Origin of the sequence: Tropicibacter sp. Alg240-R139 (genome assembly GCF_900537075.1) — a bacterium.
Taxonomy (GTDB): Bacteria; Pseudomonadota; Alphaproteobacteria; order Rhodobacterales; family Rhodobacteraceae; genus Falsiruegeria.
This window is the reverse complement of record NZ_UNRA01000007.1, coordinates 96,576-120,986: the sequence shown is the minus strand read 5'-3', so window position 1 is coordinate 120,986 and position 24,411 is coordinate 96,576. Positions and strand designations below refer to the sequence as shown.

The following is a 24,411-nucleotide window of genomic DNA, read 5'->3' as shown; positions in this document are numbered from 1 at the left end:
TGCATGAAGTGGAAAAATCATGTCCGAGAATAAACTGCCGTCGCATGCCCGAGTTGTCATCGTAGGCGGCGGTGTCATGGGGGTGGGTCTTGCCTATCACCTGGCGCACGAAGGCTGGAGCGATGTCGTCTTGCTGGAAAAGGGCGAGCTCACGTCCGGCTCGACCTGGCACGCAGCAGGGCAGATCACCCATTCAACCAGTTCGTTCGGGCTGGGCAAATGCGTGGACTACAACATCGGGCTCTATTCCGGCGCGTTGGAGGCCGAGACCGGGCAGGCGGTGACATGGCACGGCTGCGGGTCGTTCCGGCTGGCCTATACCGAAGACGAGATGGACTGGCTCCGCCACACCCTGTCCGTGGGGCGGTCGCTGGGGTTCAACATCGAACTTGTTGGGCCGGAGAAGGTAGCCGAGCTGCATCCGTTCTACAACCTCGACGGTGTTCTGGGCGCGCTGCACACGCCGGATGACGGACACGTTGACCCGACCAATGTGACAATGGCCATGGCAGCAGGTGCACGTGCGCTGGGCGTCAAGATCATCCGCCGCTGCCGCGCCACCAACATCACCCAGGCTAACTCGGGCGAATGGATGGTTGAAAGCGAACAGGGCACCATCACCTGCGAGCATGTGGTGAATGCGGGCGGCACCTATGCCCGCCAGATGGGCGAATGGTCCGGCCTGCAATTGCCCATGACCTCGATGACGCACCATTATTTCGTCACCGACCCGGTGCCCGAGTTCGCGGGGCTGGACAAGGAACTCCCCGTCATCCGCGACGACAAAAAGGTTTCGGGTTACATCCGGATGGAGCAGAAGCGCGGCCTGATCGGCATCTATGAAAAGGCCAATCCCAACGCAGTCTGGCTGGATGAATGCCCGTGGGATTACGAGAACTGGCTTTTCGATGCCGACTATGACCGCGTCATGCCCTGGCTCGAGGAAAGCCTGAACCGCATGCCGATCTTTGCCGAGCTGGGGATTTCCCGCGACGTGCACGGCGCCATCTCGCACCCGCCGGATGGAAACCCGCTGATTGGTCCTGCGCCAGGCGTGCGCAACTATTGGTGCTGCTGTGGTACACAGATCGGCATCGGCTGGGGCCCCGGCCTGACGCGCGAGTTGGCGCGCTGGATGGTGCACGGCTCTGCCGACATATCTATACGCGAATATGATCCTCGCCGCTTTGGCAACTATGCCAACAAGGATTGGCAGGTCACCAAGGCCAAGGAAGATTACTGCCTGCGCCACGAAATCCCATTCCCGCATTTCAACCGACTTGCAGGGCGACCGATCAAGCCCTCGCCGCTGTATGAGCGGCTCAAGGACAAGGGCGCGGTCTACGAAGAGGTCTTTGGCCACGAACGCCCCCGCTGGTTTGCGCGGGATGGCGTGGAGCAGCGCGACCACTACTCGTTCAAGCGTAACGACGTGCACAACATCGTCGCAAGCGAATGCAAGGCCGTGCGCGAGGCGGTGGGCATCATGGACATCTCGGCCTTTACCAAGGTCGAAGTTGCGGGCCCGGACGCCGAAGCATTGCTCGACCGGCTGACAGCCAACCGCCTGCCGCAAAAGGTGGGGGGGATTGCACTGACCCACATGCTCAACCGCCGGGGTCGGATCGAGCTGGAAACCACAGTCGTGAAGCTGGACAAGGGGCGGTACTACCTCGTCTGCGCCGCCTTCTTTGAACAGCGCCTGCTGGATCATTTGGAACAGCAGCGTGACGGAGAAAATGCCGAGATCATCCTGCGCTCCAACGATTGGGCTGCCCTGTCACTCAACGGCCCCGCCGCCCGCGACGTGCTGGCCGCCTGCACCGATGCAGACCTGACGAACGCCGGGTTCAAATGGCTCACCGCGCAGGAAATTGAGGTCGCAGGTCACAAAATTTGGGCCTTCCGTATGTCTTATGCGGGTGAGCTGGGGTGGGAACTGCACATCCCCCGCGACAGCACACTGGCCGTCTACGATGCGCTTTGGGCCACTGGCGAGGCGCATGGCATAACCGACTACGGGTCCTTCGCGATGAACGCCCTGCGGATGGAGAAGGGGTTCAAGGGGGCTGGCGAATTGACCAATGAGGTCACCTTGGCCGAGGCCGACGTGCTGCGCTTTGCGCGCCAGAACAAGGACTATCTGGGCAAGGACAAGACGCTCAACACCGATCTGCCTTGGGTCTGCGCCTATCTCGAGATTGAACCCGACGGCGTCGAAGACGGCCATGGCGGTGAGGCCGTAATGCTGAACGGTCAGGTGGTCGGCTCGACCGCGTCGGTGGCTTATGGCCACACGGTCGGTAAGATCCTGGCCTTCGCCTACATCAAACCCCACGCCAACCAACCCGGCACCGAGGTCGAGGTTATCATCGCAGGCAACCCCCGCAAGGGCCGCATCCTGGGCGAACCGGCCTACGACCCGCAAAGCCTGCTGCCCCGCACCGACGCCACCAAGGCGGCCGCAGAATGACCAAAGCTCTTCTTTTTGTTCCAAATACGGCGGAGGGAGCCGAAGGCGGGGGGCAGCGCCCCCTCTCACCTTGAAAGGAAACCTTACATGACCATTCCCGCAACGATGAAGGCCATGGTTCTGACCGGCCACGGCGATCTGGACAAGTACGAGTGGCACGAGGATTGGCCCACGCCCCAGGCCGGGCCGATGGAGGTGGTGATCAAGGTCGGCGCCTGCGGTCTCAACAACACCGACGTGAATACCCGCACGGGTTGGTACTCCAAGGCGGTGGACGAGGCCACAACCGGCAGCTCCTATGGCGAAGTCGACGACGAGGACAGCACTTGGGGCGGCGCGCCGCTTACCTTTCCCCGCATCCAAGGCGCGGATGCAGTCGGCGAGGTTGTGGCGGTCGGCGAGGGCGCTGATCCGGACCTCATTGGCAAACGCGTCATGGTCGCAGGCTGGTTGCGGGATTGGGACGAACCGATGAACCGCGATAAGGCAGGCTACTTCGGCTCTGAATGCGACGGTGGTTATGCCGAATACACCAAAGCCGACGTGCGTGGCATTGCCCCTATCGACTGTGACCTCAGCGACGCCGAGTTGGCGACATTCGCCTGCTCCTATGTCACCGCCGAAGGCATGATGGACCGCGCCAATGTCGGGGCAGGAGACACGGTGCTGATCCCGGGGGCATCCGGCGGCGTGGGCGGCGCGCTAATCCAGCTGGCCAAATTGCGCGGCGCGCGTGCCATCGCAATGGCGTCTGAGGCCAAACATTCCGAGGTCGCCGAGTTGGGTCCGGACGTGATCCTCCCGCGGAGCCCCGAAAACCTGCGCAAGGCGCTCAAAGGTGAGAAGGTCACGGTGGTTGCAGATGTGGTCGGGGGCGACAACTGGCCCAAACTGATCGACATCCTTGAACGCGGCGGGCGCTATACCTGTTCGGGCGCGATCGCTGGCCCCATGGTCGAGCTTGACCTGCGTACGTTCTACCTGCGTGATCTGACCTTTGTGGGCTCGACCGTGAACCGGCCCGAAAACTTCACTGATGTCGCGAAATACATAGAGGATGGCAAGATCAAGCCAGCTTTGGCCGCGACCTATCCGCTTAATCAGCTACGAGAGGCCCAGCAGGCCTTTATCGACAAAGCCCACACCGGAAACATCGTAGTGATCCCATGACCCTCGACGCAGTCCTCGAAGCCGCCCGGCAATTGCACAACCTTCACCCCGATCTGAACGGGTTCGCCCCCTGGCCAGATGATCTAACCCCATCCGGCTTGCAACCGCGCGCTGTCCCCGCCACCGACCTTGTGGCGAACTTGGCCCTACCGGGAACCCCTCAGACGGACGCCTTGGTTCAGGCGGTCAAGGCGGCCACGCATCTGGCAAGCTGGAAACGCACCTACACCGAGGAAGAAGTCGGCACCGATTTCCGCAACCGTTATGGCTATTTCGAGCTCTTCGGCCCCACGGGTCATTTCCACTCAACCCAGTTGCGCGGCTACATCGGCTATTGGGGCGAGCGGCTGAGCTATGACTGGCACAGCCACGAGGCTGAGGAACTCTACCTCAGCATCGCCGGCGAGGCGACATTCTACGCGGATGAGGATGAGGCCAGCTTCCAAGCAGGCCAAACCCGTGCACACACCAGCTGGCAAAGCCACGCCATGGTGACCAACGGCCACCCCATCCTGACCTTCGTGCTTTGGCGCGGGGCAGGCATGGCCGATCTGCCGAAGATGGACGCCGCATGAAAATTACCCGCATCCGCATCTTTCAGATGGACCTTCCTTACGTAGGCGGGGCTTACGTCTGGGGCGCGGGCAATGCGATCAAGTCCGCACGCGCGTCGGTCGTTGTGATCGACACAGATGCGGGGTTGCAAGGCTGTGGTGAGTTCACACCTTGTGGCGAGAACTATATGGTTGCGCACTCCGAAGGGGTGCCCGCGCTTTCCCGACTGGTCGCGCCGCATCTGCTGGGCGAGGACCCTTGCAACGTGGCCCGGATAGAGCAGGTCATGGATCATCTGGTGCAGGGGCACGGCTATGCCAAAGCACCTTTTGACGCGGCCTGTTGGGACATTCTGGCACAATCCCTGAGCGCGCCGCTTTGGGCGGTCTGGGGTGGCAAGCTGACCGATGGCGCGCCGATGTACCGTGTGGCCCCGCAGAAAGGCACCAACGAGACCATCGCCGAGATGGAGGGCTATCGCGCCCAAGGGTATCGCCAGTTTCAGATCAAAGTGGGCGGCGATTGGGCCGCCGACATCGACCGTATCCGTGCGACCGTGCCACTGTTGAAACCGGGTGAAAAGGCGATGGCCGATGCCAATCAGGGCTGGCGCGTTGATAATGCGATACGCGTGGCCCGAGCCACGCATGACTTGGATTACATCCTGGAACAACCCTGCCGCACCTACGCTGAATGCCTCCAGGTGCGCGCCCAGACCGACCTGCCGATGAAGCTGGATGAATGCGTGACCGGCATGGCTGTGGCGCAGCAGATCGTGGCGGATCGTGCGGCAGAGCTTGTGTGTCTCAAGATCTCAAACCTTGGTGGGTTGTCCAAAGCCCGCCGTGTGCGCGATTACCTTGTCGAGAACCGAATTCCGGTTGTGGCCGAAGACACTTGGGGCGGAGAGATTACCAGCGCTGCTCTTGCACATTTCGCGGCCACCACGCCGACCGAGTATCTGCACAACACCACCGATCTGATGAACTACAACACCCGATCAACCGGCATCGGCGGGCCAGAGGCACGCGACGGCAAGCTGTACGCCACAAACACGCCGGGGCTTGGTGTTGCCGTTGATTTCGATAGTCTCGGCACCCCGGTAGAGGAGTTTGTCCAATGACAGAGCAAGCCAAAGCCACACAGATGATCGACGACAACCGGGTTCGGGTCACTCGGTTCGATTTCGCGCCCGGCGCAGAAACCGGCTGGCACCGCCATGCCATGGATTACGTCATCACCGCTGTCACCGACTGTCACATGCGGCTGGAACTGCCCGACGGCACGACAAACGAAGTTACTGTCCCTGCAGGCACCTCATATCGACGCGACGAAGGTGTCGAACACAATGTCATCAACGCCTCGGATCAGCCGATGAGCTTTGTTGAAGTGGAATTGAAATGAAAATCACCCGCATCACGGTCTATCACGTCGATTTGCCGCTCGAGCATCCTTATTGGCTCTCAGGCGGGCGGCTCAAGTTCGAAGTTTTGGATGCAACGCTCGTCAAGCTTGAAACGGACGAAGGTCTGATTGGCTGGGGCGAGGGAACACCCTGGGGGCACACCTACGTTCCCGCACATGGTCCCGGCATCCGCGCTGGGATCGAAACCATGGCACCCTTCATCCTCGGGCTCGATCCGCGCCGGGTGCTGGATGTCGAACGCGCGATGGATCTGGCGTTGCCGGGACACCTTTATGCCAAGTCCCCCATCGACATGGCCTGCTGGGACATCGCGGGGCAGGCGGCGGGCCAGCCGATTGCGGATCTGATGGGCGGTGGCTCGCGCACTCCACGCCCAATTGCATCGTCTGTTGGGGCCAAGACGGCGCAGGAAACCCGCGCCGTTGTCGACCGCTACCGCCAGCGCGGCTATGTCGCTCATTCGGTCAAGATAGGCGGCGACGTGGAACGCGACATCGAACGCGTCCGCGACATGGAAGACATCCGCCGCCCTGGCGAGGTCGTGCTCTATGACGTGAACCGAGGCTGGACCCGGCAGCAAGCTCTGCGCGTGATGCGTGCGACCGAAGATTTGCATGTGATGTTCGAGCAACCCGGTGAAACCCTCGACGACATCGCCGCCATCCGCCCGTTGCATTCAGCCCCGGTCAGTGTCGACGAAAGCCTCGTTACCCTGCAAGACGCCGCGCGCATCGCCCGCGATGGTTTGGCCGAAGTCTTTGGCATCAAACTCAACCGTGTCGGCGGCCTGACCAAAGCTGCCCGTATGCGCGACATTGCCCTTGCGCACGGCATCGACATGTTCGTCATGGCCACCGGTGGTTCGGTTCTGGCCGATACCGAGGCGCTGCATTTGGCCGCTACCATCCCCGACGCCAACTGCCACGCGGTCTGGGCCTGTCAGGATATGCTCACCGTGGACATTGCCAGTGGCCGTGGCCCCCGCAACATCGACGGACATTTGCACTTACCCGAAGCCCCTGGCCTTGGCGTTCATCCGGACGAAGACGCCCTGAGCGATCCGGTCGCGGTCTACACCCCATGAAACTCACGCGCATCTCTGTGTGGCACGTGCCGCTCACCAGTCACACCGCTTACTACATGGCCGAGGGTAAATCCTGCGACACGGTCGAGACGGTGGTTGTTGCGCTGGAAACCGACACCGGCCTAACCGGGTGGGGAGAGGTCTGCCCGATCCCCCACTACCTACCTGCCTACGCGCGAGGCGTGGCGCCCGCTGTGCAAGAGATGGCCCCGGTGCTGCTCGGCGCGAACCCGGTTGGCCCTGAGGCGCTGATGGCCAAACTCGACAAACATCTGCAGGGCCACGTCTATGCCAAGTCCGCACTGGATATCGCGCTGTGGGATCTGACCGGGCAGGCCGCGAACCTGCCGCTGCATGCGCTTCTGGGCGGGCGCCGGGCCGAGTCGATGCCACTTTATCATTCGATCACCTGCATCGCCCCGGATGAAATGGCCCGTATTGCCCAGACCGCCTATCAAACAGGGATACGCCAGTTCCAAGTCAAGCTTGGTGCCGATGCCGATTGGCAGGCCGATGTCGCCCGCTTGCGCAAAGTACGCGACGCGGTAGGAGACGGACCGCTGGTCTATGGCGACTGGAATTGCGGCGCCACGTCGCTCGACGCCACCCGCGTTGGCCGTGCCGTGGCCGATCTGGACATCATGCTGGAACAACCCTGCGCCAACATCGAAGATTGCGCCCGTGTCCGCGCCGCAACTGGCTTGCCGATGAAGCTCGATGAAAGCGCCCATGACACGGCTAGCCTGCTCGCAGGCCATGCCCAGGGATGCATGGACGCCGTGGCGCTAAAGTTGTCGAAATTCGGCGGGCTGTCCGCCACCTGTCGCGCCCGCGACCTGTGTCTGCATTTGGGGGCCAAGATGTGCATCGAAGACACTTGGGGCTCGGACATCACCACAGCAGCGCTATTACACCTGGGCGCCTCAACCGATCCGGCACGCGTTTTGAACGTCTGCGACCTGTCAGGCTACGTCGCCCCACGGCTCGCTCCTGATGGCCCGATACGCAATCAGGGGCGGATTGCACCGCCAGACGGGCCGGGACTTGGCATTCGACCTGACAAAAATGTGCTCGGCCCGCCCGATCTCGTTCTTGACTGATTTTTGACTTTCTGGTCAAAATTTATCCACCCAAGGAAATCCCCTACGGCAAAGGATCACTGCAATGGACAAAGTCCTCTCACAAGCCGATTGGTTCGAGCGCGCCCAATCCGTCCTTCCAGGCGGCGGATTTGGCAACTTTGACCCGACTATGTTCATTCGCGACGGTATAGGCAGCCGAGTCTGGGATGAAAACGGCAAGGAATACGTCGACTTTCTGATCGGCTCTGGTCCAATGCTGCTGGGCCACGGCCACCCCGAAGTGCTCGAAGCAGTCGTCGAACAGCTCCCCAAGGGGATGACGTTTTTTGCCAACAACGCCGCAGGGGTCGAATTGGCCGAAGAGATCTGCCGCGCGGTGCCATGTGCCGATCAGATCCGCTATGTTTCGTCCGGGGGCGAGGCTGATATGTATGCCATCCGCCTGGCCCGCGCCTTCACGGGCCGCGACAAGATCGTGAAATTTGAGGGTGGGTATCACGGCATGAGCGCCGAGGCGCAGATGTCGCTGGCGCCATCCCGCATGGTCAACTTTCCGCAGGCGGTGCCGGATAGCGCGGGTATCCCTGAAAGCGTTCGGGCTGAAATGCTGATCGCACCCTTTAACGACCCTGATTACATCCGCTCGCTGTTGGCCGAACATGGGGACCAGGTGGCTGCAATCATTGTCGAACCACTGCAACGGATCATACCGCCGATGCCCGGCTTCCTGCAGCTGCTGCGGGAAGAGGCCGACAAATACGGCATCGTTCTGATCTTTGACGAGGTGGTGACAGGCTTCCGTTTTTCTTACGGCGGGGCGCAGGAGCTTTATGGGGTCACACCCGATGTGGCGACTTTGGGCAAGGTCATCGGTGGCGGCTTCCCGCTGGCGGCGATCGCAGGGCGTGCCAACATCATGGCGCATTTCGACAAGGCGGCTGTTGGGGCAGACAAATGGTTGATGCAACTGGGCACCCTGTCAGGCAACCCAGTGGCGGCCGTTGCGGGTCTCAAAACGATGGAGGTGCTGCGCCGTGATGGCGCCTATGACCAACTGCGCGCCAATGGTCAGCGGCTGATGGACATGGCGGGTACAGCCTTGTCGGCTCGAGGAATCGCACATCAGATCGTGGGTGATCCAACGCTGTTCGAGATCGTCTTCGCCGAGAGCCAGCCACGCGACTATCGCGATGTGTTCAACTCGGACTCAGCCAAAGCGGCCACATTCAACGCAGTCCTGATGCAAGAGGGCATCTTCAAGGCATCAGGCAAGACTTATCCGTCTTTGGCCCTGACCGAGGCCGACTTTGAGCTAACACATCGGGCATATGAAGTCGCAGCCGCATCACTGGTTTAAGAAACGGTTGGGGTTCATCAAGATCCCACCCGCTTAGAATGCCTGGCCGATAACCTGACGGATGATATCTTCTCGTTTGATTCCTCGTGCATCTAGTTCTGCATCGCTTAAGTTGGACAGCACTTGGATGCGGTGCACTTTTGCATTTGCTGCGCCGATATGAGCCAGGGCGTTCCAGATGCCGATAAAAACGTCAGCGACGGCGCCAAGAATCGAAAGAACGGTGTGCGAGCGTGAGGCGGTTACAGCCATTTTCAATAATCTCCCGGTACAGGTTTCGGTTGATCGACATTTATGCTGCGCTTGCAGCATTGAGTAGGGGCGACCTTGGAATATCTGATGTGCGCCGCACGCAAGGGTGCATTTTCGGTTCATGTTTCCCGGGTGAAAGGTCGGCCAAGGTCGGGGGTGAGGCACGCGATGAGGTCTTTGGGGCACCGGGTAGGTGGTATTGCCAAATGCACGACATCTGACCCGGTGCCTTGGTCCGTGAAACACCACCAACAGCCCTTGCGTTTTGGCGCTCATCTCCGCAGGATGCAGCGCAAAGAAATGGGGCACAAGGACCTGAGCAGTGACTGACACGCAAACCGTTGCCGCAGAATGCCTGGGCGTCAAAGTGCCCATGACACGGTTTCTGCACGAAAAACGCATCGAGCGGATCAAGGCCGCCCGCTACGAGGGTCAAGAGATCGAAGGCTCGCTTCATGTAGTAACGCCTGACGATACGGTTCTGGAAATCGGCGCGGGCATCGGTCTGGTGGGCGCGGTCATTGCTCACAACGCCAAGCCCAAGGCTATCCATTCGTTCGAGGCAAATCCCGAACTCTTGGATGCCATCAACGAGCTTTATATACTCAACAATCTGCAAGACCTCATTTCGGTAAACAACCAAGTGCTGATCAGCGCCGAAGACCGCCCCGAATCTCTGCAATTTCACATTCGCACCAGCTATCTCGGGTCTTCTCTTTTGAACCCTGGCAACCGTCCGTCCAATGTAGTGGACGTGCCGACGGCCTCGTTCGCAACAGTTTGCGACGCGCTTGAACCGACCGTTCTGGTGATGGACATCGAAGGGGGCGAGCTGGAACTGTTGCGCCACGCCGATCTGTCCTGTTTCCGTGGGGTGGTGCTGGAATTCCACCCCGAGGCCTATGGTGTCGAAGGCATGCGGGAATGCAAGACCATCTTGACTGACGCCGGGTTCGAACGCGTCGATGAAAAATCCACGCGTACCGTCTGGACCTGCGTGCGCCCCGAAGGCTGACAACCTGCGGTAAGGTCCGGGCGCGCCTCCGAACCCATCTCCAACCTTACGTCGTTTCGGCGAATTCTCCTTGATCTTGGGATCAGGGCGGACCACCCTCTTGTTTGCAAAACGGTGTTTCGCAAGATGAAATGACTGCCGAACATGTCACGATGAAAGAACCCGACAGTGGCAAAATCAGCCGCAGCGGGGATATGTTCGGCCCAGAGAAGTTGGCGCGTCGCATTTATCCGACGCGCATACTGTCAAAGGGGAGTGGATGCCGATGTCAGAGGCAATTGGATACGAACTGATCGGGGATATTGCGGTGTTGTCCGCTCAAAATCCGCCGGTGAATGCTTTGGGGTTGGAAGTGCGCCAGGGGCTGGTCGACGGCATGGCCCGAGCCGAGGCCGACGGTGCCAAGGCGGTGTTGATCTATGGCGAAGGGCGCACTTATTTTGCTGGTGCCGATATTCGCGAATTTGGCAAGCCGCCGTCCGAGCCATTTTTGCCCAATGTCTGCTCACGCATCGAATCTTCGCCGCTGATCGTCGTTTCAGCCCTGCACGGTACTGCCTTGGGCGGCGGGCTCGAGGTCGCTTTGGGCTGTCACTATCGTATCGCGGTACCGTCTGCACGTGTGGGCCTGCCCGAAGTGCTGATTGGTATCATGCCAGGGGCAGGTGGGTCGCAACGATTGCCGCGATTGATCGGTGTGGATGCATCCGTAGACATCATAACCTCAGGCCGTCAGGTTGGTGCGAAAGAAGCGCTGAAACTTGGCATTGTCGACCGTGTTGAAGAAGGCTCTCCGCGTGAAATCGGCTTGGCCTACGCGCGCCAGTTGATCGACAGTGGCGCGCCCCGTCGGGCCATCAGCGAAATGCATGGACCCAAGGCGGTCGATTTCGATGCTCTTTATGACGTGGTGCTGAAGAAAAGCCGAGGCAAGATCGCACCCGCGACTGCGGTTCGTGGTATTCAGGCCAGTTGTGAGTTGCCGTTTGTCCAAGGCATGCACCGCGAACGCGAACTGTTCATGGAACTCATGGCCTCGGATCAACGCCAGGGCATGATCCATGCCTTCTTTTCCGAACGCGCCGTCGGCAAACTGCCAGAACTCAAGGGCGCCAAGCCCCGCGATCTGAATGCCATCGGCGTGATTGGTGGCGGCACAATGGGTGCAGGTATTGCAACGGCTGCGCTGCTGTCCGGGTTGTCAGTGGTTCTGATGGAAATGTCGTCCGAGGCTGCCGAAGCCGCCAAGAACCGGATAGAGGGCAACTTGGGTGGTGCACTGAAACGCGGCAAGCTCAACCCAGCCCAATTCGAGGAGCTGACTACCAAAGCGTTGACCCTGTCGACTAACTACGCCGCGCTTGGCGACGTTGATCTGGTGATTGAGGCCGTGTTCGAGGACATGGATGTCAAGAAAAAGGTGTTCACCCAACTTGATGCCGTCTGCAAGCCGGGTGCAATTCTTGCGTCGAACACCTCGTATCTCGACATCGATGAAATCGCGGCCTGTACCAGCCGACCGGCCGATGTGATCGGACTGCACTTCTTCTCGCCAGCCCATGTGATGAAGCTGCTCGAAGTGGTAGTGGCCGATGCGACTGCGCCTGATGTAGTGGCCACGGGATTTGCGCTCGGTGCCCGGATGCGCAAGATCTCGGTTCGGGCCGGGGTTTGCGATGGGTTCATCGGTAACCGGATTTTGTCGACCTATCGGACATGTGCTGATCACATGATATTGGATGGGGCATCGCCTTACCAGATAGACAAAGTGCTGACAGACTTTGGCTTTGCCATGGGGCCTTTTGCCGTGGCCGACCTGGCCGGGTTGGATATCGGGTGGTCGGTGCGCAAACGCAAACGGGCCGAGGGCTTGGATTCGCGTGTACGCGACAGCTCTTATGCCGACAAGATCTGCGAACAGGGCCATTTCGGACAAAAGACCGGTAAGGGATATTACATCTATGACGCCGGTAAGCGGGCTGGGGTGCCCAACCCGGATGTGATGCCGATGATCGCGTCAGAACGGTTGATCAAAGGGATCACGGCGCGTGAATTCACTGACGAAGAGATCGTGCGTCGTTACATGGCTGCCATGGTCAACGAGGCGGCTAAAGTGGTGGGCGAAGGCATCGCCCGGCGTCCGCTCGATGTGGATGTGACACTGCTCTATGGTTACGGCTTTCCACGCTATCGCGGCGGACCACTGAAATGGGCTGACATGGTCGGATTGCCCCAGCTGTTGGCGGATATTCAAGAGTGGTCCAAGGAAGACGACTATTTCTGGCAGCCCGCCCCACTTCTCGAAAAACTCGTGGCCGAGGGCCGCACCTTTGATGATCTGAATAAGGAAGCTGCACAATGAAACAGGCTGTAATCGTATCCACCGCCCGCACTGGGCTGGCGAAGTCCTTTCGGGGATCGTTCAACATGACTCATGGCGCAAGCATGGGCGGGCATGCCGTTCAAGCCGCTATCGAGCGCGCTGGCCTTCAGGGTTCGGACATCGAGGATTGCGTGATTGGCTGTGGCCTGCCTGAGGGCGAAACCGGCGGCAACATCGGCCGCCAGATCGCAATCCGCGCAGGCTTGCCGGTGACAGTATCCGGTATGACCGTGAACCGCTTTTGCTCGTCCGGCTTGCAGGCTATCGCGCAGGCTGCAAACGCGATCACGCAAGAAGGCGCTGGCCCGATGGTTGCGGGCGGAGTCGAGAGCATTTCACTGGTGCAGTCGAAAATGCGCCCCGCGCCGGACCCTTGGGTCCTGGAGCACAAGCCTGCAGTCTATATGTCCATGATCGAGACGGCGGACATCGTGGCCGAGCGTTATGGGCTGAGCCGTGAATATCAGGACGAATATTCTTTGCGCAGCCAGCAACGGATCGCAGCGGCGCAAGAGGCAGGCAAGTTTGCGGATGAGATCGTGCCGATGACCACCACGATGGCGGTCAAGGACCGTGAAACTGGTGAGATTTCGCAGAAAGAAGTCGTTGTAGATCGGGATGAATGCAACAGACCGGCAACGACGATAGAGGGGCTGTCAGGGCTGGACCCAATACGCGGACCTGAAAAAGCGATCACTGCGGGTAACGCCTCGCAATTGAGCGACGGCGCGGCGGCGGTTGTGCTGATGGAAGCGGCCGAGGCAGAGAAGCGCGGTCTGACGCCATTGGGTGCATTCAAGGGCTTTGCGATCGCAGGCTGTGAGCCCGATGAAATGGGCATCGGCCCTGTCTTTGCCGTACCTCGTCTGCTGGAGCGTCATGGGCTGAAGGTTGACGACATCGACCTATGGGAACTGAACGAAGCTTTTGCGAGCCAGTGCCTCTATTCCCGCGACCGTCTGGGGATCGACCCGGAGAAGTACAACGTCAATGGCGGCTCGATCGCGATTGGTCACCCCTATGGCATGACCGGTGCACGGATGACCGGGCATTTGATGCTGGAAGGCAAGCGGCGCGGTGCCAAGCTGGGTGTGGTGACCATGTGCATCGGCGGCGGCATGGGCGCGGCCGGCTTGTTCGAGATTTATTGACGGTAAGGGCCTTTGTCCGGGCCATCGAGGCCCGGACAAAGGCGGCCCAGCACGGGGTGCCGGGCAATTGCACCTAGCCGCAGATGTTTAGGGAGAAAGACCGGGTATGGATCTGAGTTACACAAAAGAGGAACAGGCGTTCCGCGAAGAGGTGCGAACGTTTCTGGAGGAAAAGCTGCCCAAGAGCATGTCAGACAAGGTCCGCCGGGGGGAGCACATCGGTAAGGAAGGTCATGAGCTGTGGCATTCCATCCTGAACGAACAAGGCTGGCTGTCGTTCAATTGGCCAAAGGAGTTTGGCGGGGCCGAATGGAACGCTGTGCAACGCCATATCTTCGAAGATCAATGTGCTGCGGCCTACGCGCCACGCATCGTGCCCTTTGGCCTGTCGATGCTGGCTCCGGTGCTGCAAAAGTTCGGATCGAAAGAACAGCAGGATCATTATCTGCCCCGTATCCTGGATGGCACCGACTGGTGGTGTCAGGGCTATTCCGAACCCGGCGCGGGATCGGATCTGGCGTCGCTCAAGACCAGGGCCGTGCGAGAGGGGGACCATTACGTGGTCAATGGGCAAAAGACCTGGACCACTTTGGGACAATACGCCGATTGGATTTTCTGCCTTGTGCGCACCGATCCGGATGCAAAGCAGCAAGAAGGCATATCATTCCTGCTCATTGACATGAACACACCCGGGATCGAGGTGCGACCCATCGTTTTGCTCGATGGCACGCCCGAAGTGAACGAGGTGTTTTTTGACAACGTCCGTGTGCCGGTTGAAAACCTGGTGGGCGAGGAGAACAAGGGCTGGACCTATGCCAAGTATCTGCTGACCCATGAACGCACCGGGATTGCTGGCGTCGGCTTTAGTCGTGCTGGTCTGGACGCGGTGAAACGTGTGGCCCGTCAAGAAAGCGCAAATGGCCGCCCGCTGATTGAGAACCCGCATTTTGCAGCACGACTGGCGCAGGTCGAGATTGATTTGATGGCCATGTCCACAACCAATCTGCGTATCATCAGTCAGGCGGCGGCCGGAGCAGCACCGGGTGTCGAAAGCTCGATGCTCAAGGTCAAGGGCACCATCATCCGGCAGGAAATCAATGATCTGGCGCGCCGCGCGGTAGGGCCATACGCGATGCCGTTTGCGTCCGAGGCAGTCGAGGGGGACAATGATCCTGTCGGGCCTGAGTATGCCGGCCCCGTCGCAGCGCAGTATTTTAACAATCGCAAACTGTCGATCTTTGGTGGATCGAACGAGATCCAGCGCGGGATCATCGCCAAAGTAAAGATGGGGGGCTGAAGGATATGGATTTCAATCTGACCGAAGAGCGGCAGATGCTACAGGACACGCTGAGGCGCTATCTGTCCGAGCGTTACACCACAACCAAGCGCAATGCGATTATCGACAGTGACGCAGGGCACAGCGATGAGATTTGGGGCGAACTGGCGGAACTGGGCGTTATAGGCGCGCTGTTCACCGAAGAGCAGGGCGGGTTCGGTGGCGCGGGCTTTGACATCTCGACGGTGTTCGAAGAGCTGGGCCGCGCCGGTGTGGTCGAGCCGTTCCTGGATACCGCCATTTTGGGTGGCGGGCTGATCGCAGCCCTTGGCGACGATGCACAACATGGGCTGGTAGAAGAGGTGATTGGTGGCGGCCTACATCTGGCACTGGCTCATGGCGAACCGGCCAGCCGCTATGACTTGAGCCGGGTGGAAACCACAGCCAAAGTCGATGGCGGCGAGATCGTGATCGAAGGCCGCAAGGCTGTTGTCATCAATGCTGAAGCAGCCGGTTTTCTGATCGTCTCTGCTCGCGAGGGCGGGGGGCCGTTTAGCCTGGATGGCATCTCGTTGTTCCTGGTGCCTGCCGATGCCGATGGCCTGACGATGCAGGGTTATCCGATGATGAGCGGGGGTCGTGCGGCGGAGGTGACATTGGACAATGTGCGTGTGCCGACGTCAGCCCGACTTGGGGCCGAAGGCGTAGGGTTCGAGGCGCTCGCAGATGTCGTTGCGCGGGCCAACGTCGCTTTAGCAGCCGAGGCCATGGGCGCGATGGAGAGCGCTACGGAACTCACCCGCGAATACCTGATGACGCGCAAGCAGTTTGGCCGTCCGATCGGGACGTTCCAGGCGTTGGCGCATCGGTTCTCGGACTTGCTGATCGAGTTGGAACAGGCACGTTCGGCTGTCACCAATGCGGCGGGTCACCTGGACAGCGACGACCGTGACCGCCAGATCGCCGCCGCGCGCAACCTGATTGCCCGTACTGGCCGATTGGTGGCCGAAGAGGCGATTCAGATGCATGGTGGCATCGCTATGACGCAAGAGTACGAACTCGCCCATATTGCCAAGCGGATTGTCATGACCGACCATCGCTTTGGCGACGCGGATTATCATCTGGAGCGGTTTATTGGACTCAGCGCAGCATAGCCCACAGAAAGCTTCACGGGCTTCGTGGACACGTCAGAAATCCGGTTGTCAAACGATGACCGGGTATGAGATCGACCACAGCCGAACGGGCACGAGCCGGGCCTGTTATCTTGATATCGGACCGGAGCATCTAAACTATCATGGCATCCTGCACGGCGGCATTGTTTCGATGCTACTGGACGTAGCTTGTGGCCAGACGGCCTCGGCCATGTTTTGTCCCGAAGATCCGGCCCCGGTCGTGACGGTTGCTTTGAATGTGCAGTTTGTCTCGGCTGGGCGAGGCGGACGGGTGACTGCCGTGGGGCAGCCCGCAGGCAATGGGCGCTCGATTGCTTATGTGTCCGGTGAGCTGCGCAATGAAGACGGGGAACTGGTGGCCATGGCGCAAGGCACATTCAAGCGCGGTAGCAAAAAGGCGAACCCATGAACCTGGCCTGGGTCGAGGATCAGGGTGACCGGTTGGTTGTGGTCAATGGCAACTCCGCGAAGCGCGGGGCGCTGACACCTGATTTGTATGATGCGATCCAGCAGGCCGTTGACCAGGCACAGGACGTACGCATTCGGGCCATTGTTCTCACCAGTGAGGGACCGTTTTTCTGCGCCGGGGGCGATTTGAACGTTCTCATCGAACGGCGCAAGTTGTCGGAAGACGAACGTCGAGCCCGTGTCGAATTGCTTCACGATGTGATACGCGCCGTACGGGGGAGCCCGGTTCCAGTGATTGCCGCTGTAGAAGGTGGCGCGGCAGGCGCGGGCCTGTCGCTGGCCTTGGCCTGCGATCTGATTGTTGCTGCGAAGGGAGCCAATTTCACGGCTGCCTATGTCAAGGCTGGGTTGGTGCCGGATGGTGGGTTGACCTCGGCGCTTGCGCGGATGTTGCCGCGCCCGCTGGCGACAGAGATGTGTTTGCTTGCCCGCCCGGTCGAAGCAGCGCGTATGACAACTCTTGGCGTTGTCGCTGAACTTGTCGAGCCGGGCGAGACTTTGACAGTGGCACAAGAACTGGCGGATTCATTGGCGCGCGGACCACGCGAAGCGCAAGGGGTGATCCGCGCGCTTGTGGGGCACGCCTATGAGCAGTTTGAGGCCGCGCAGTTGGATGCAGAGCGTGATGCCATGGTTCGGGCTGTCGCCGGAAACGAGGCGGGCGAGGGGATATCGGCCTTTCTGGAAAAGCGCAAACCAAGTTTCTAGCACGATGCTTGGACGACAGGGGAGTGTCGCATGACCAAATGGCATGATTTTCTAGATGAACAGATCAAGGTTCGCCCGGATGCAATTGCATTGACCGACAGTGGCGGAACCGCATGGAGTTTTGCGGCGTTAGGTCAGGCCGTTGATGCTTTGGCGGCAGCGCTGCTGGCCCGTGGAGCGCAGCCTTGCGATCGGGTCATGATCGTGTCCGAGAATTGCTGTGCAGCCGTCGCTGCACTCTATGCATGTTCCCGGATTGGAGCCTGTGCGGTGCCGGTGAATGCTCGGCAAACGACCGGCGAGTTGGCAACGATTATCGAACATGCGCGGCCTACTTTGGTTCTTCTGACAACAGCGGCCTCGCCAGATGCAGTGAAGCACGCCGAGACGTTGGGGGCTGAAGCCCTTGCTGGTGAATTCGGCGCGATTCATATTGCTGCCCCCTTTGCCAGCGACCCGGATGCGGATCTGGATGACGTGGCTGTAATGCTCTTTACTACGGGAACGACTGGAACGCCTAAGGGGGTTATGCTGACGCATGACAACGTACGTTTCGGAGGCGTCACTTCGGCCAATCTGCGAACGATGACGCCTGATGATGTGGTCTATGGGGTGTTGCCGATTACCCATGTGTTTGGTCTGTGCTCGGTGGTCACAGCGGCGGGCTACGCAGGTGCGCAGGTCAGACTTGAGGCACGGTTTTCGGCGGCGCGGCTTTATGATCAGCTGCGGGATGGGGTGACCTTGTTTTCCGCCGTACCGCAGATGCATGCGTTGCTGATGCAGTACGCCAAGGAACAGGGGGTGGATGGGTTGCAGGATTGCGCCTTGCGTTACACATCGTCGGGTGCTGCACCACTTGATCCCGCTTGGAAACGGAAAGCCGAAGCATTCTATGGCGTGCCGATCCAGAACGGCTATGGCCTGACAGAAAGCACGGCCGGGGTGAGCGCGTCGAGCAATGAACTGGGCGATCCGGACATCTCGGTCGGATCGGCTTTGCCAGGGGTCAAGGTCAAAATCGACGAGACGGTCGAGGGCGGCGGGGACGGCGTTGGCGAGGTTCTGACAGTCGGTCCCCATGTGATGAAGGGCTATTATCGCAACCCAGAGGCCACTGCGGCGGCGTTGGTTAACGGCTGGTTACGCACTGGAGATCTGGGCTATTTTGACGAACAGAAGCGGCTGCACATCGCGGGGCGGTCGAAAGAGCTGATCATCCACGGCGGTTTCAACGTCTACCCGCCCGAGGTCGAAGCGGCGCTCAACGATCACCCTCAGGTGATCCAATCGGCAGTGATTGGATGCATGGTGAATGGGGACGAGCTTGTTTTTGCCTTTGTTCAGGCCGCCGAAGACGATATGCCGGATGCAGATGATCTGAAAGGTTTCGCCGCTGAGCGTCTGACGGGCTACAAACGACCGTCGCGCATTATTGTGGCCACCGAATTGCCAGCGGCCCCCACTGGAAAGATCTTGAAACACAGACTTCTCGATCACTTCGCCGACCGTCTGGACTAGGCAATTCGGGGCGCTCCCGCGTCCGAGCGATCCTGACTGCGTCAGCACCGCTATCGGACTTGGGCCCAGCACCTCGCCTTCGGCTCGGTGCGGTCTCGCCTGAACGAGACTTTTGTTAGAACCGCCGACCGGTGCGACCAAGCGCCAACCGCCGAGCGTAGCGAGGCCCGGCCCAACGGGAGGAGGTGTTTCGTAAGAAACATCGACGACGGGCGGGAGCGCTCCGTCCTGTGAACGAAAAGTTTAGACGTATACGCCCTCGGCTGCAGCGCGGACCGTGCGGATGTTCTCGCCGTACACTTCGGGGTTCGAAACCGATCCGCCGCGGAATACAGCTGACCCCGCGACCAGGACATCTGCACCTGCCTGGGCAACCAGCGGGGCTGTGTTCGGGTCAACACCTCCATCGATTTCGATGTGAATGGGACGATCTCCAATCATCTCGCGCAAGCGGCGGACTTTGCTGGTCATGTCGATGAATTTTTGTCCGCCAAAGCCAGGGTTCACGGTCATTACACAGACCAGGTCCGTCAAGTCCAACAGGTGTTCCACCGCTTCAGCCGGGGTGCCTGGGTTCAGTGCCACGCCCGCCTTCATGCCTGCGCCGCGAATGGCCTGAAGGGTACGGTGGGTGTGGGCTCCTGCTTCGACATGCGCGGTCAGAACATCGGCGCCTGCATCGGCGTAGGCGTCAATATAGGGGTCAACCGGTGCGATCATTAGGTGTACGTCCATCACTGTTTTGACATGAGGACGAAACGCTTTGACCGCCATCGGTCCAAAGGTGAGGTTTGGCACGAAATGCCCATCCATTACATCCACATGCACCCAATCGGCGCCCTGTGCTTCGATTGCCTGAATTTCCTGGCCGAAATTGGCGAAATCAGCGGACAGGATCGACGGGGCAATCTTGATTGAACGGTCAAAGGTCATGGGGGGCACCTGCGTATGAGTGGGTCAGAGCGAGTCGCCGGTTGATATAGGCCGAAAATGCGCGCGCGAACAGGGGTGCCCCATTGATTGCGCATGACCCGATACAGACCATTTCTTCGCTGTAAAGAAAATGCGAACGTCTGCATCTGCAATCCTTTTCCGGCGCGTTCAAAAATTCGACGCCGTTACAAAAGCTTCACTGCGTCGACACAAACGTTTTGTCTTTCACGCTTAGCCACCCTTCAACAATCATTGGGGGTGGCTCGTGCTGCGGATCAAACAACTCACCAAGCGTTTCGGCAAAAACATTGCCGTTGATGCGGCCACGCTTGAAGTGGACAAGCCGTGCATGATCGGGATCATCGGACGGTCCGGGGCGGGCAAGTCGACCCTGCTGCGCATGTTGAACCAGCTTGAGGATGCCACTGAAGGCTCGATTACTTTTGACGGGCGCGACGTGACTGCTCTCAAGGGCAACGACAAGCGCGCCTGGCAGGCCGAGTGCGCCATGATCTTTCAGCAGTTCAATCTGGTGCCGCGTCTGGATGTGGTTTCGAACGTGCTGCACGGAACGCTCAACCGACGTTCGACCCTATCGACAATGTTTAACCTCTTTCCCATGGCCGACATCCACAAGGCCATCGACATTCTTGATCGTCTGGGTATTGCCGAACACGCCCCCAAACGGGCTGAGGCTCTGTCGGGTGGCCAGCAGCAGCGCGTGGCCATCGCGCGCGCTTTGATGCAGGACCCTAAGATCATTCTGGCGGATGAACCCATCGCCTCGCTCGATCCGATGAACGCTCAGGTCGTGATGCAGGCCCTGCGCCGCATCCACGAGGAGGACGGCCGGACAGTGATTGCCAACTTGCACACGTTGGACACTGCACGCCGCTATTGCGACCGCGTCGTTGGCATGCGCGACGGACGCATCGTGTTTGACGGCCTGCCCGAACAACTGACCACGGGTGTTGCCCGCGAAATCTATGGCGCTGGTGCCGATTTTTCCGAGGCCGCGACCTCGACCGAGATCGAAACGCTCGAACCCAGACCAGTCAAAGAAGCGGTCTAAGGCCGCTCCAAATCCATTTCATCACCCGGACCCGATGGGGGGTCGGGAAAACTTAACCGGAGAACCCAAGATGAAAAAACTGATCGCTGCTCTCATAGCAACCACAGCTCTGGCCGCACCGGCCCTGGCTGAAGACAACACTATCAGCGAGTTTCGCATCGGCCTGCTGGGTGGCGAAAACGCTCAGGATCGTCTGAACAATAACGAATGCCTGCGCGCCAAGACCGAGGAACTGCTGGGTGTTCCAACCAAGTTGTTTGCCCCTGCCGACTACAATGGCGTGATCCAGGGTCTGCTGGGCGGCACCATCGATATGGCTTGGTTGGGCGCTTCGGGCTACGCCAAGACCTATCTGTCCGACCCCGAAGCGGTCGAACCAATCCTGGTCAAGGTCAACAACGACGGCGGTTACGGCTATTACTCGATCGGTTTTGCCCGCAAGGACAGCGGCATCACCTCGATCGAAGACCTGAAGGACAAAACCTTTGGTTTTGGTGATCCCAACTCGACCTCGGGTTTCCTGATCCCCTCGATCGAGATCCCCGAAGTGACCGGCGCGACCATGACCTCGGGCGATTACTTTGGTGAAGTTAAGTTCACCGGAGGTCACGAACAAACCATCGTAGCCGTCAACAATGGCGACATCGACGCTGGTGTAAGCTGGGCCGACGGCCTGGGTGAATGGGAAGATGGCTTTAACTCAGGTGCACTGCGTCGTGCGGTTGATGCTGGTCTGGTCGACATGAACGATCTGGTCAAGATCTGGCAGTCCAAGCCGATCCCCGAGGGTCCGATTGTTTTGCGCAAGGCGCTGCCCGAAGACGTCAAAGTCAAGTTCACTGCTCTGATGGCCTCGCTGCCGTCGATGGACCCTGATTGCGCTTACGGCGTCCTGTCGGGAGAAGCTAAGGGAGTTCAGCCGATCGGCCATGACGCTTACGAAGTCATCATCGAAGCGCGCAAACTGAAGTCCAACTGATTTCAGCGCCAAATTCTCGGGGCTCGGCACAATCGCCGGGCCCCGTTTTTGACAGGAGCATTCCAATGACAGACCTGAGTGCAGGGTCCCCTTCGGTCGCAGAAATTCGCGACGACTACGCCGCGCAGGTACAGCGCAAACGGGTCTATGGTGGTATTCTCCTGATCCTCTTCGTCAGCCTGATGGCGGCCGGTTTCCGCACTGCGGACGCGCGCAATGCGGGCTCGTTTACAGACGGCTGGCATCGTATCCTAGACTACCCGACCGAGGTGCTTAGCGAGGCATGGGAAAAGGTCGCTTTGTTGCCCGCCCATCTGGTGCATTTCATGCCCGCCTTGATCGAGACACTGAACATCGCAGCCGCCTCGACCCTGATTGGCGCGGTTGTCGGCACCTTTCTGTCACTGCTGGCCACGCGCGGCATGGCGCCTTGGCCTGCGCTGATCCCGCTCTTTCGCCGGATCAGCGACATCTGCCGTGCCGTCCCCGAGATCGTGATTGCGCTGGTTCTAATCTTTGTTCTGGGCGGTGGACCGGTTCCTGCCATGATCGCCATTGCCATTCACACGGCGGGTGCTCTGGGTAAACTGTTCTCTGAGGTGAACGAAAACGCCTCGCTCAAACCTGTCGAGGGGCTGCACTCCGTCGGCGCGTCTTGGGCGCAGCGGATGTATCTGGGCGTGATACCGCAGGTGGGGCCGAATTACGTCAGCTACGCTCTGCTGCGGTTCGAGATCAACATCCGCGCCTCGGCGATCCTGGGTTTTGTTGGCGCAGGCGGCATCGGATATGAGCTGCGCAATTCAATGTCCTGGGGGCAGGGAAAGTATGACGAGGCCGCTGCGATTTTTATCCTGCTGTTTGTCACAATCGTTCTGGTCGACCAGCTGTCTGGCGTCCTGCGCAATCGTCTAACCCACGGAGCCGCAAAATGAGCACCTTTGCCACCAACCTACCTATCGAGGCGCTAAAATCTGAGGCTGACAAACTGTTCGTCCGCAAGCGGATCATGAACTTTGGCTTGCCGCTGCTGGTGCTGCTTTATCTAGCTTATGTGTTCTTTGCTTTTGACGTTGCCGGCCTCTACGAAAAGGCCAGCTGGAAAAACGGCAAGACACTGGTCGCGGACAGCTACAGCTACAAAACCCATGTGACCCGTGACAATCGCAACGGTGAGGTGTCGGTCGCCATCGAAGGCGAACGCAAGGGCGAATATCCCGAAGGCACATCACCCGATTGGGTCGAAATGGGGCAGACCACGGTGATCGACCTCGAAAACGGGCATGTCGTCACCTTTGGTCTAAAGAGTATCGAATACGACGTGCCGGGCTATGGTCTGATCCGCACGACCCCAGACCGCCGCAAAGGTGTGCAGGCCGAATTGCCTGCGGGCGATGTTCCCGACTGGATCAATGTGTCCAAGAACCGACTGGCCGTGACAACAGATGCAGGCCGTCTGACAGTGACCCGCAACCGCTCAGAAGTGTTCCGTTATTTCAACGGCTGGGAACTGTTCTGGTTCACCCTCGACAGCCCCTACTATGGCAAAGGTCCGGGTGAGCTGATGGGGCTGGCCTTTGCCGGAGAAGCAGGCGCGATCTGGACTGAATTCTGGACCAACAAGATGTGGCGGCATCAGGATGTGGCTTGGGCGATATTTGAAACGATCCTGATGGCCTTTCTGGGTACACTTGGGGCCGGGATTGTGGCACTGCCACTGGCGTTCATCGCGGCCCGGAACTTTAATCCGCTGGGGTCGGTTCGATTTGGCGTGCGTCGGGTATTCGACTTTGTTCGCGGCGTGGATGCACTGATCTGGACCGTGGTTCTGAGCCGCGCTTTTGGTCCTGGCCCGCTTACGGGTGCCTTGGCAATCTTGGTGACTGATACTGGCACCTTTGGTAAGATATTTTCAGAGGCGTTGGAAAACGTCGACAAGAAACAGATCGAGGGCGTGCAATCCACCGGGGCCAATGCGCCGCAACGTTATCGGTTCGGAGTGATCCCGCAGATCACACCGGTGCTGATCAGTCAGTTGCTGTATTTCCTGGAGTCCAACACCCGCAGCGCGACCATCATTGGCGCGATCACGGGGGGCGGTATCGGCTTGCTGCTGACGCAAGCGATCATCACCCAAAAGGATTGGGAAGAGGTGGCGTATTACATCGTGCTGATCATCTTGATGGTGATGTTCATGGACTGGTTCTCGGGCTGGCTGCGCCGCAAGCTGATCTCGGGCGACGTCAAGACACCGCGCAAACGCAAGGTGGACTCCAAGGCCAAGCCCTTTGTCTTGCCCTGAGATTGCTTCAAGATACACCGCTGACGGGTACG

22 protein-coding genes are annotated in these 24,411 nt (G+C 59.6%); 20 read left to right on the top strand and 2 right to left on the bottom strand.

What is annotated here, in order from left to right:
- Window positions 1-19 precede the first annotated feature (19 nt).
- The 8 genes from G6R15_RS20865 (at window position 20) to G6R15_RS20830 (ending at window position 9,147) form a co-directional block, all read left to right on the top strand.
- Entirely contained in the window at window positions 20-2,473 is a 2,454-nt protein-coding gene (locus tag G6R15_RS20865) for an FAD-dependent oxidoreductase (RefSeq protein ID WP_164661916.1), read from the top strand.
- Between the two features lie 87 nt (window positions 2,474-2,560).
- Window positions 2,561-3,643 (top strand): alcohol dehydrogenase family protein, encoded by a 1,083-nt coding sequence (locus G6R15_RS20860; protein ID WP_164661915.1) that lies wholly within the window; start codon window positions 2,561-2,563, stop codon window positions 3,641-3,643.
- Complete coding sequence (locus tag G6R15_RS20855; protein WP_164661914.1) at window positions 3,640-4,218, top strand: dimethylsulfonioproprionate lyase family protein; 579 nt, start codon at window positions 3,640-3,642, stop codon at window positions 4,216-4,218. The genes G6R15_RS20860 and G6R15_RS20855 overlap by 4 nt, the downstream gene beginning before the upstream one ends.
- Complete coding sequence (locus G6R15_RS20850; RefSeq protein WP_164661913.1) at window positions 4,215-5,321, top strand: mandelate racemase/muconate lactonizing enzyme family protein; 1,107 nt, start codon at window positions 4,215-4,217, stop codon at window positions 5,319-5,321. Before G6R15_RS20855 ends, G6R15_RS20850 begins: the two co-directional genes overlap by 4 nt.
- A complete protein-coding gene (locus G6R15_RS20845; protein WP_205520604.1) occupies window positions 5,318-5,602 on the top strand; it encodes a cupin domain-containing protein in 285 nt (94 codons plus the stop codon). Before G6R15_RS20850 ends, G6R15_RS20845 begins: the two co-directional genes overlap by 4 nt.
- Window positions 5,599-6,708, top strand: a complete 1,110-nt coding sequence (locus G6R15_RS20840; RefSeq protein WP_164661912.1) for a mandelate racemase/muconate lactonizing enzyme family protein — start codon at window positions 5,599-5,601, stop codon at window positions 6,706-6,708. The genes G6R15_RS20845 and G6R15_RS20840 overlap by 4 nt, the downstream gene beginning before the upstream one ends.
- On the top strand, window positions 6,705-7,808 hold the full coding sequence (locus tag G6R15_RS20835; protein ID WP_164661911.1) for a mandelate racemase/muconate lactonizing enzyme family protein: 1,104 nt from the start codon (window positions 6,705-6,707) through the stop codon (window positions 7,806-7,808). Before G6R15_RS20840 ends, G6R15_RS20835 begins: the two co-directional genes overlap by 4 nt.
- 64 nt (window positions 7,809-7,872) lie before the next feature.
- Complete coding sequence (locus tag G6R15_RS20830) at window positions 7,873-9,147, top strand: aspartate aminotransferase family protein (RefSeq protein WP_164661910.1); 1,275 nt, start codon at window positions 7,873-7,875, stop codon at window positions 9,145-9,147.
- Window positions 9,148-9,180: 33 nt separating this feature from the next.
- Here the strand turns inward: G6R15_RS20830 and G6R15_RS20825 are convergent, their stop codons facing one another.
- The gene (locus tag G6R15_RS20825; protein ID WP_164661909.1) at window positions 9,181-9,399 is read right to left on the bottom strand and encodes a DUF1127 domain-containing protein; all 219 of its coding nucleotides are present in this window, start codon (window positions 9,397-9,399) and stop codon (window positions 9,181-9,183) included.
- A 322-nt stretch (window positions 9,400-9,721) separates the two neighbouring features.
- Between G6R15_RS20825 and G6R15_RS20820 the strand changes: the two genes are divergently transcribed.
- From G6R15_RS20820 to G6R15_RS20785, 8 genes are all read left to right on the top strand, one after another.
- The gene (locus G6R15_RS20820) at window positions 9,722-10,414 is read left to right on the top strand and encodes an FkbM family methyltransferase (protein ID WP_240336825.1); all 693 of its coding nucleotides are present in this window, start codon (window positions 9,722-9,724) and stop codon (window positions 10,412-10,414) included.
- A gap of 265 nt (window positions 10,415-10,679) precedes the next feature.
- The gene (locus tag G6R15_RS20815; protein WP_164661908.1) at window positions 10,680-12,776 is read left to right on the top strand and encodes a 3-hydroxyacyl-CoA dehydrogenase NAD-binding domain-containing protein; all 2,097 of its coding nucleotides are present in this window, start codon (window positions 10,680-10,682) and stop codon (window positions 12,774-12,776) included.
- The gene (locus tag G6R15_RS20810) at window positions 12,773-13,948 is read left to right on the top strand and encodes an acetyl-CoA C-acyltransferase (RefSeq protein ID WP_164661907.1); all 1,176 of its coding nucleotides are present in this window, start codon (window positions 12,773-12,775) and stop codon (window positions 13,946-13,948) included. Before G6R15_RS20815 ends, G6R15_RS20810 begins: the two co-directional genes overlap by 4 nt.
- A 106-nt stretch (window positions 13,949-14,054) precedes the next feature.
- Window positions 14,055-15,245, top strand: a complete 1,191-nt coding sequence (locus G6R15_RS20805) for an acyl-CoA dehydrogenase family protein (protein ID WP_164661906.1) — start codon at window positions 14,055-14,057, stop codon at window positions 15,243-15,245.
- Window positions 15,246-15,250: 5 nt separating this feature from the next.
- Complete coding sequence (locus G6R15_RS20800) at window positions 15,251-16,378, top strand: acyl-CoA dehydrogenase family protein (protein WP_164661905.1); 1,128 nt, start codon at window positions 15,251-15,253, stop codon at window positions 16,376-16,378.
- Window positions 16,379-16,433: 55 nt separating this feature from the next.
- Entirely contained in the window at window positions 16,434-16,805 is a 372-nt protein-coding gene (locus G6R15_RS20795; protein ID WP_164661904.1) for a PaaI family thioesterase, read from the top strand.
- Complete coding sequence (locus G6R15_RS20790; RefSeq protein ID WP_164661903.1) at window positions 16,802-17,572, top strand: oxepin-CoA hydrolase, alternative type; 771 nt, start codon at window positions 16,802-16,804, stop codon at window positions 17,570-17,572. The genes G6R15_RS20795 and G6R15_RS20790 overlap by 4 nt, the downstream gene beginning before the upstream one ends.
- A gap of 30 nt (window positions 17,573-17,602) precedes the next feature.
- A complete protein-coding gene (locus G6R15_RS20785; protein ID WP_164661902.1) occupies window positions 17,603-19,093 on the top strand; it encodes a class I adenylate-forming enzyme family protein in 1,491 nt (496 codons plus the stop codon).
- Between the two features lie 243 nt (window positions 19,094-19,336).
- Here G6R15_RS20785 and rpe read toward each other — a convergent pair whose 3' ends face one another.
- On the bottom strand, window positions 19,337-20,026 hold the full coding sequence (gene rpe / locus G6R15_RS20780) for a ribulose-phosphate 3-epimerase (protein WP_164661901.1): 690 nt from the start codon (window positions 20,024-20,026) through the stop codon (window positions 19,337-19,339).
- Window positions 20,027-20,291: 265 nt separating this feature from the next.
- On the opposite strand from rpe, the gene phnC reads away from it, so the two are divergent.
- The 4 genes from phnC (at window position 20,292) to phnE (G6R15_RS20760) (ending at window position 24,379) form a co-directional block, all read left to right on the top strand.
- Complete coding sequence (gene phnC, locus G6R15_RS20775; RefSeq protein WP_164661900.1) at window positions 20,292-21,098, top strand: phosphonate ABC transporter ATP-binding protein; 807 nt, start codon at window positions 20,292-20,294, stop codon at window positions 21,096-21,098.
- 70 nt (window positions 21,099-21,168) lie between these two features.
- Window positions 21,169-22,077 (top strand): phosphonate ABC transporter substrate-binding protein, encoded by a 909-nt coding sequence (gene phnD / locus G6R15_RS20770; RefSeq protein WP_164661899.1) that lies wholly within the window; start codon window positions 21,169-21,171, stop codon window positions 22,075-22,077.
- A 65-nt stretch (window positions 22,078-22,142) separates the two neighbouring features.
- A complete protein-coding gene (gene phnE, locus G6R15_RS20765; RefSeq protein WP_164661898.1) occupies window positions 22,143-23,012 on the top strand; it encodes a phosphonate ABC transporter, permease protein PhnE in 870 nt (289 codons plus the stop codon).
- A complete protein-coding gene (phnE, locus tag G6R15_RS20760; protein WP_164661897.1) occupies window positions 23,009-24,379 on the top strand; it encodes a phosphonate ABC transporter, permease protein PhnE in 1,371 nt (456 codons plus the stop codon). The genes phnE (G6R15_RS20765) and phnE (G6R15_RS20760) overlap by 4 nt, the downstream gene beginning before the upstream one ends.
- Window positions 24,380-24,411 lie beyond the last annotated feature (32 nt).

Bases quoted from the DNA above. Each gene is read 5' to 3' on its own strand.
- G6R15_RS20865 (WP_164661916.1), top strand. From the start codon at position 20: ATGTCCGAGAATAAACTGCCGTCGCATGCCCGAGTTGTCATCGTAGGC.
- G6R15_RS20860 (WP_164661915.1), top strand. From the start codon at position 2,561: ATGACCATTCCCGCAACGATGAAGGCCATGGTTCTGACCGGCCACGGC.
- G6R15_RS20855 (WP_164661914.1), top strand. From the start codon at position 3,640: ATGACCCTCGACGCAGTCCTCGAAGCCGCCCGGCAATTGCACAACCTT.
- G6R15_RS20850 (WP_164661913.1), top strand. From the start codon at position 4,215: ATGAAAATTACCCGCATCCGCATCTTTCAGATGGACCTTCCTTACGTA.
- G6R15_RS20845 (WP_205520604.1), top strand. From the start codon at position 5,318: ATGACAGAGCAAGCCAAAGCCACACAGATGATCGACGACAACCGGGTT.
- G6R15_RS20840 (WP_164661912.1), top strand. From the start codon at position 5,599: ATGAAAATCACCCGCATCACGGTCTATCACGTCGATTTGCCGCTCGAG.
- G6R15_RS20835 (WP_164661911.1), top strand. From the start codon at position 6,705: ATGAAACTCACGCGCATCTCTGTGTGGCACGTGCCGCTCACCAGTCAC.
- G6R15_RS20830 (WP_164661910.1), top strand. From the start codon at position 7,873: ATGGACAAAGTCCTCTCACAAGCCGATTGGTTCGAGCGCGCCCAATCC.
- G6R15_RS20825 (WP_164661909.1), bottom strand. From the start codon at position 9,399: ATGGCTGTAACCGCCTCACGCTCGCACACCGTTCTTTCGATTCTTGGC.
- G6R15_RS20815 (WP_164661908.1), top strand. From the start codon at position 10,680: ATGTCAGAGGCAATTGGATACGAACTGATCGGGGATATTGCGGTGTTG.
- G6R15_RS20810 (WP_164661907.1), top strand. From the start codon at position 12,773: ATGAAACAGGCTGTAATCGTATCCACCGCCCGCACTGGGCTGGCGAAG.
- G6R15_RS20805 (WP_164661906.1), top strand. From the start codon at position 14,055: ATGGATCTGAGTTACACAAAAGAGGAACAGGCGTTCCGCGAAGAGGTG.
- G6R15_RS20800 (WP_164661905.1), top strand. From the start codon at position 15,251: ATGGATTTCAATCTGACCGAAGAGCGGCAGATGCTACAGGACACGCTG.
- G6R15_RS20795 (WP_164661904.1), top strand. From the start codon at position 16,434: ATGACCGGGTATGAGATCGACCACAGCCGAACGGGCACGAGCCGGGCC.
- G6R15_RS20790 (WP_164661903.1), top strand. From the start codon at position 16,802: ATGAACCTGGCCTGGGTCGAGGATCAGGGTGACCGGTTGGTTGTGGTC.
- G6R15_RS20785 (WP_164661902.1), top strand. From the start codon at position 17,603: ATGACCAAATGGCATGATTTTCTAGATGAACAGATCAAGGTTCGCCCG.
- rpe (WP_164661901.1), bottom strand. From the start codon at position 20,026: ATGACCTTTGACCGTTCAATCAAGATTGCCCCGTCGATCCTGTCCGCT.
- phnD (WP_164661899.1), top strand. From the start codon at position 21,169: ATGAAAAAACTGATCGCTGCTCTCATAGCAACCACAGCTCTGGCCGCA.
- phnE (WP_164661898.1), top strand. From the start codon at position 22,143: ATGACAGACCTGAGTGCAGGGTCCCCTTCGGTCGCAGAAATTCGCGAC.
- phnE (WP_164661897.1), top strand. From the start codon at position 23,009: ATGAGCACCTTTGCCACCAACCTACCTATCGAGGCGCTAAAATCTGAG.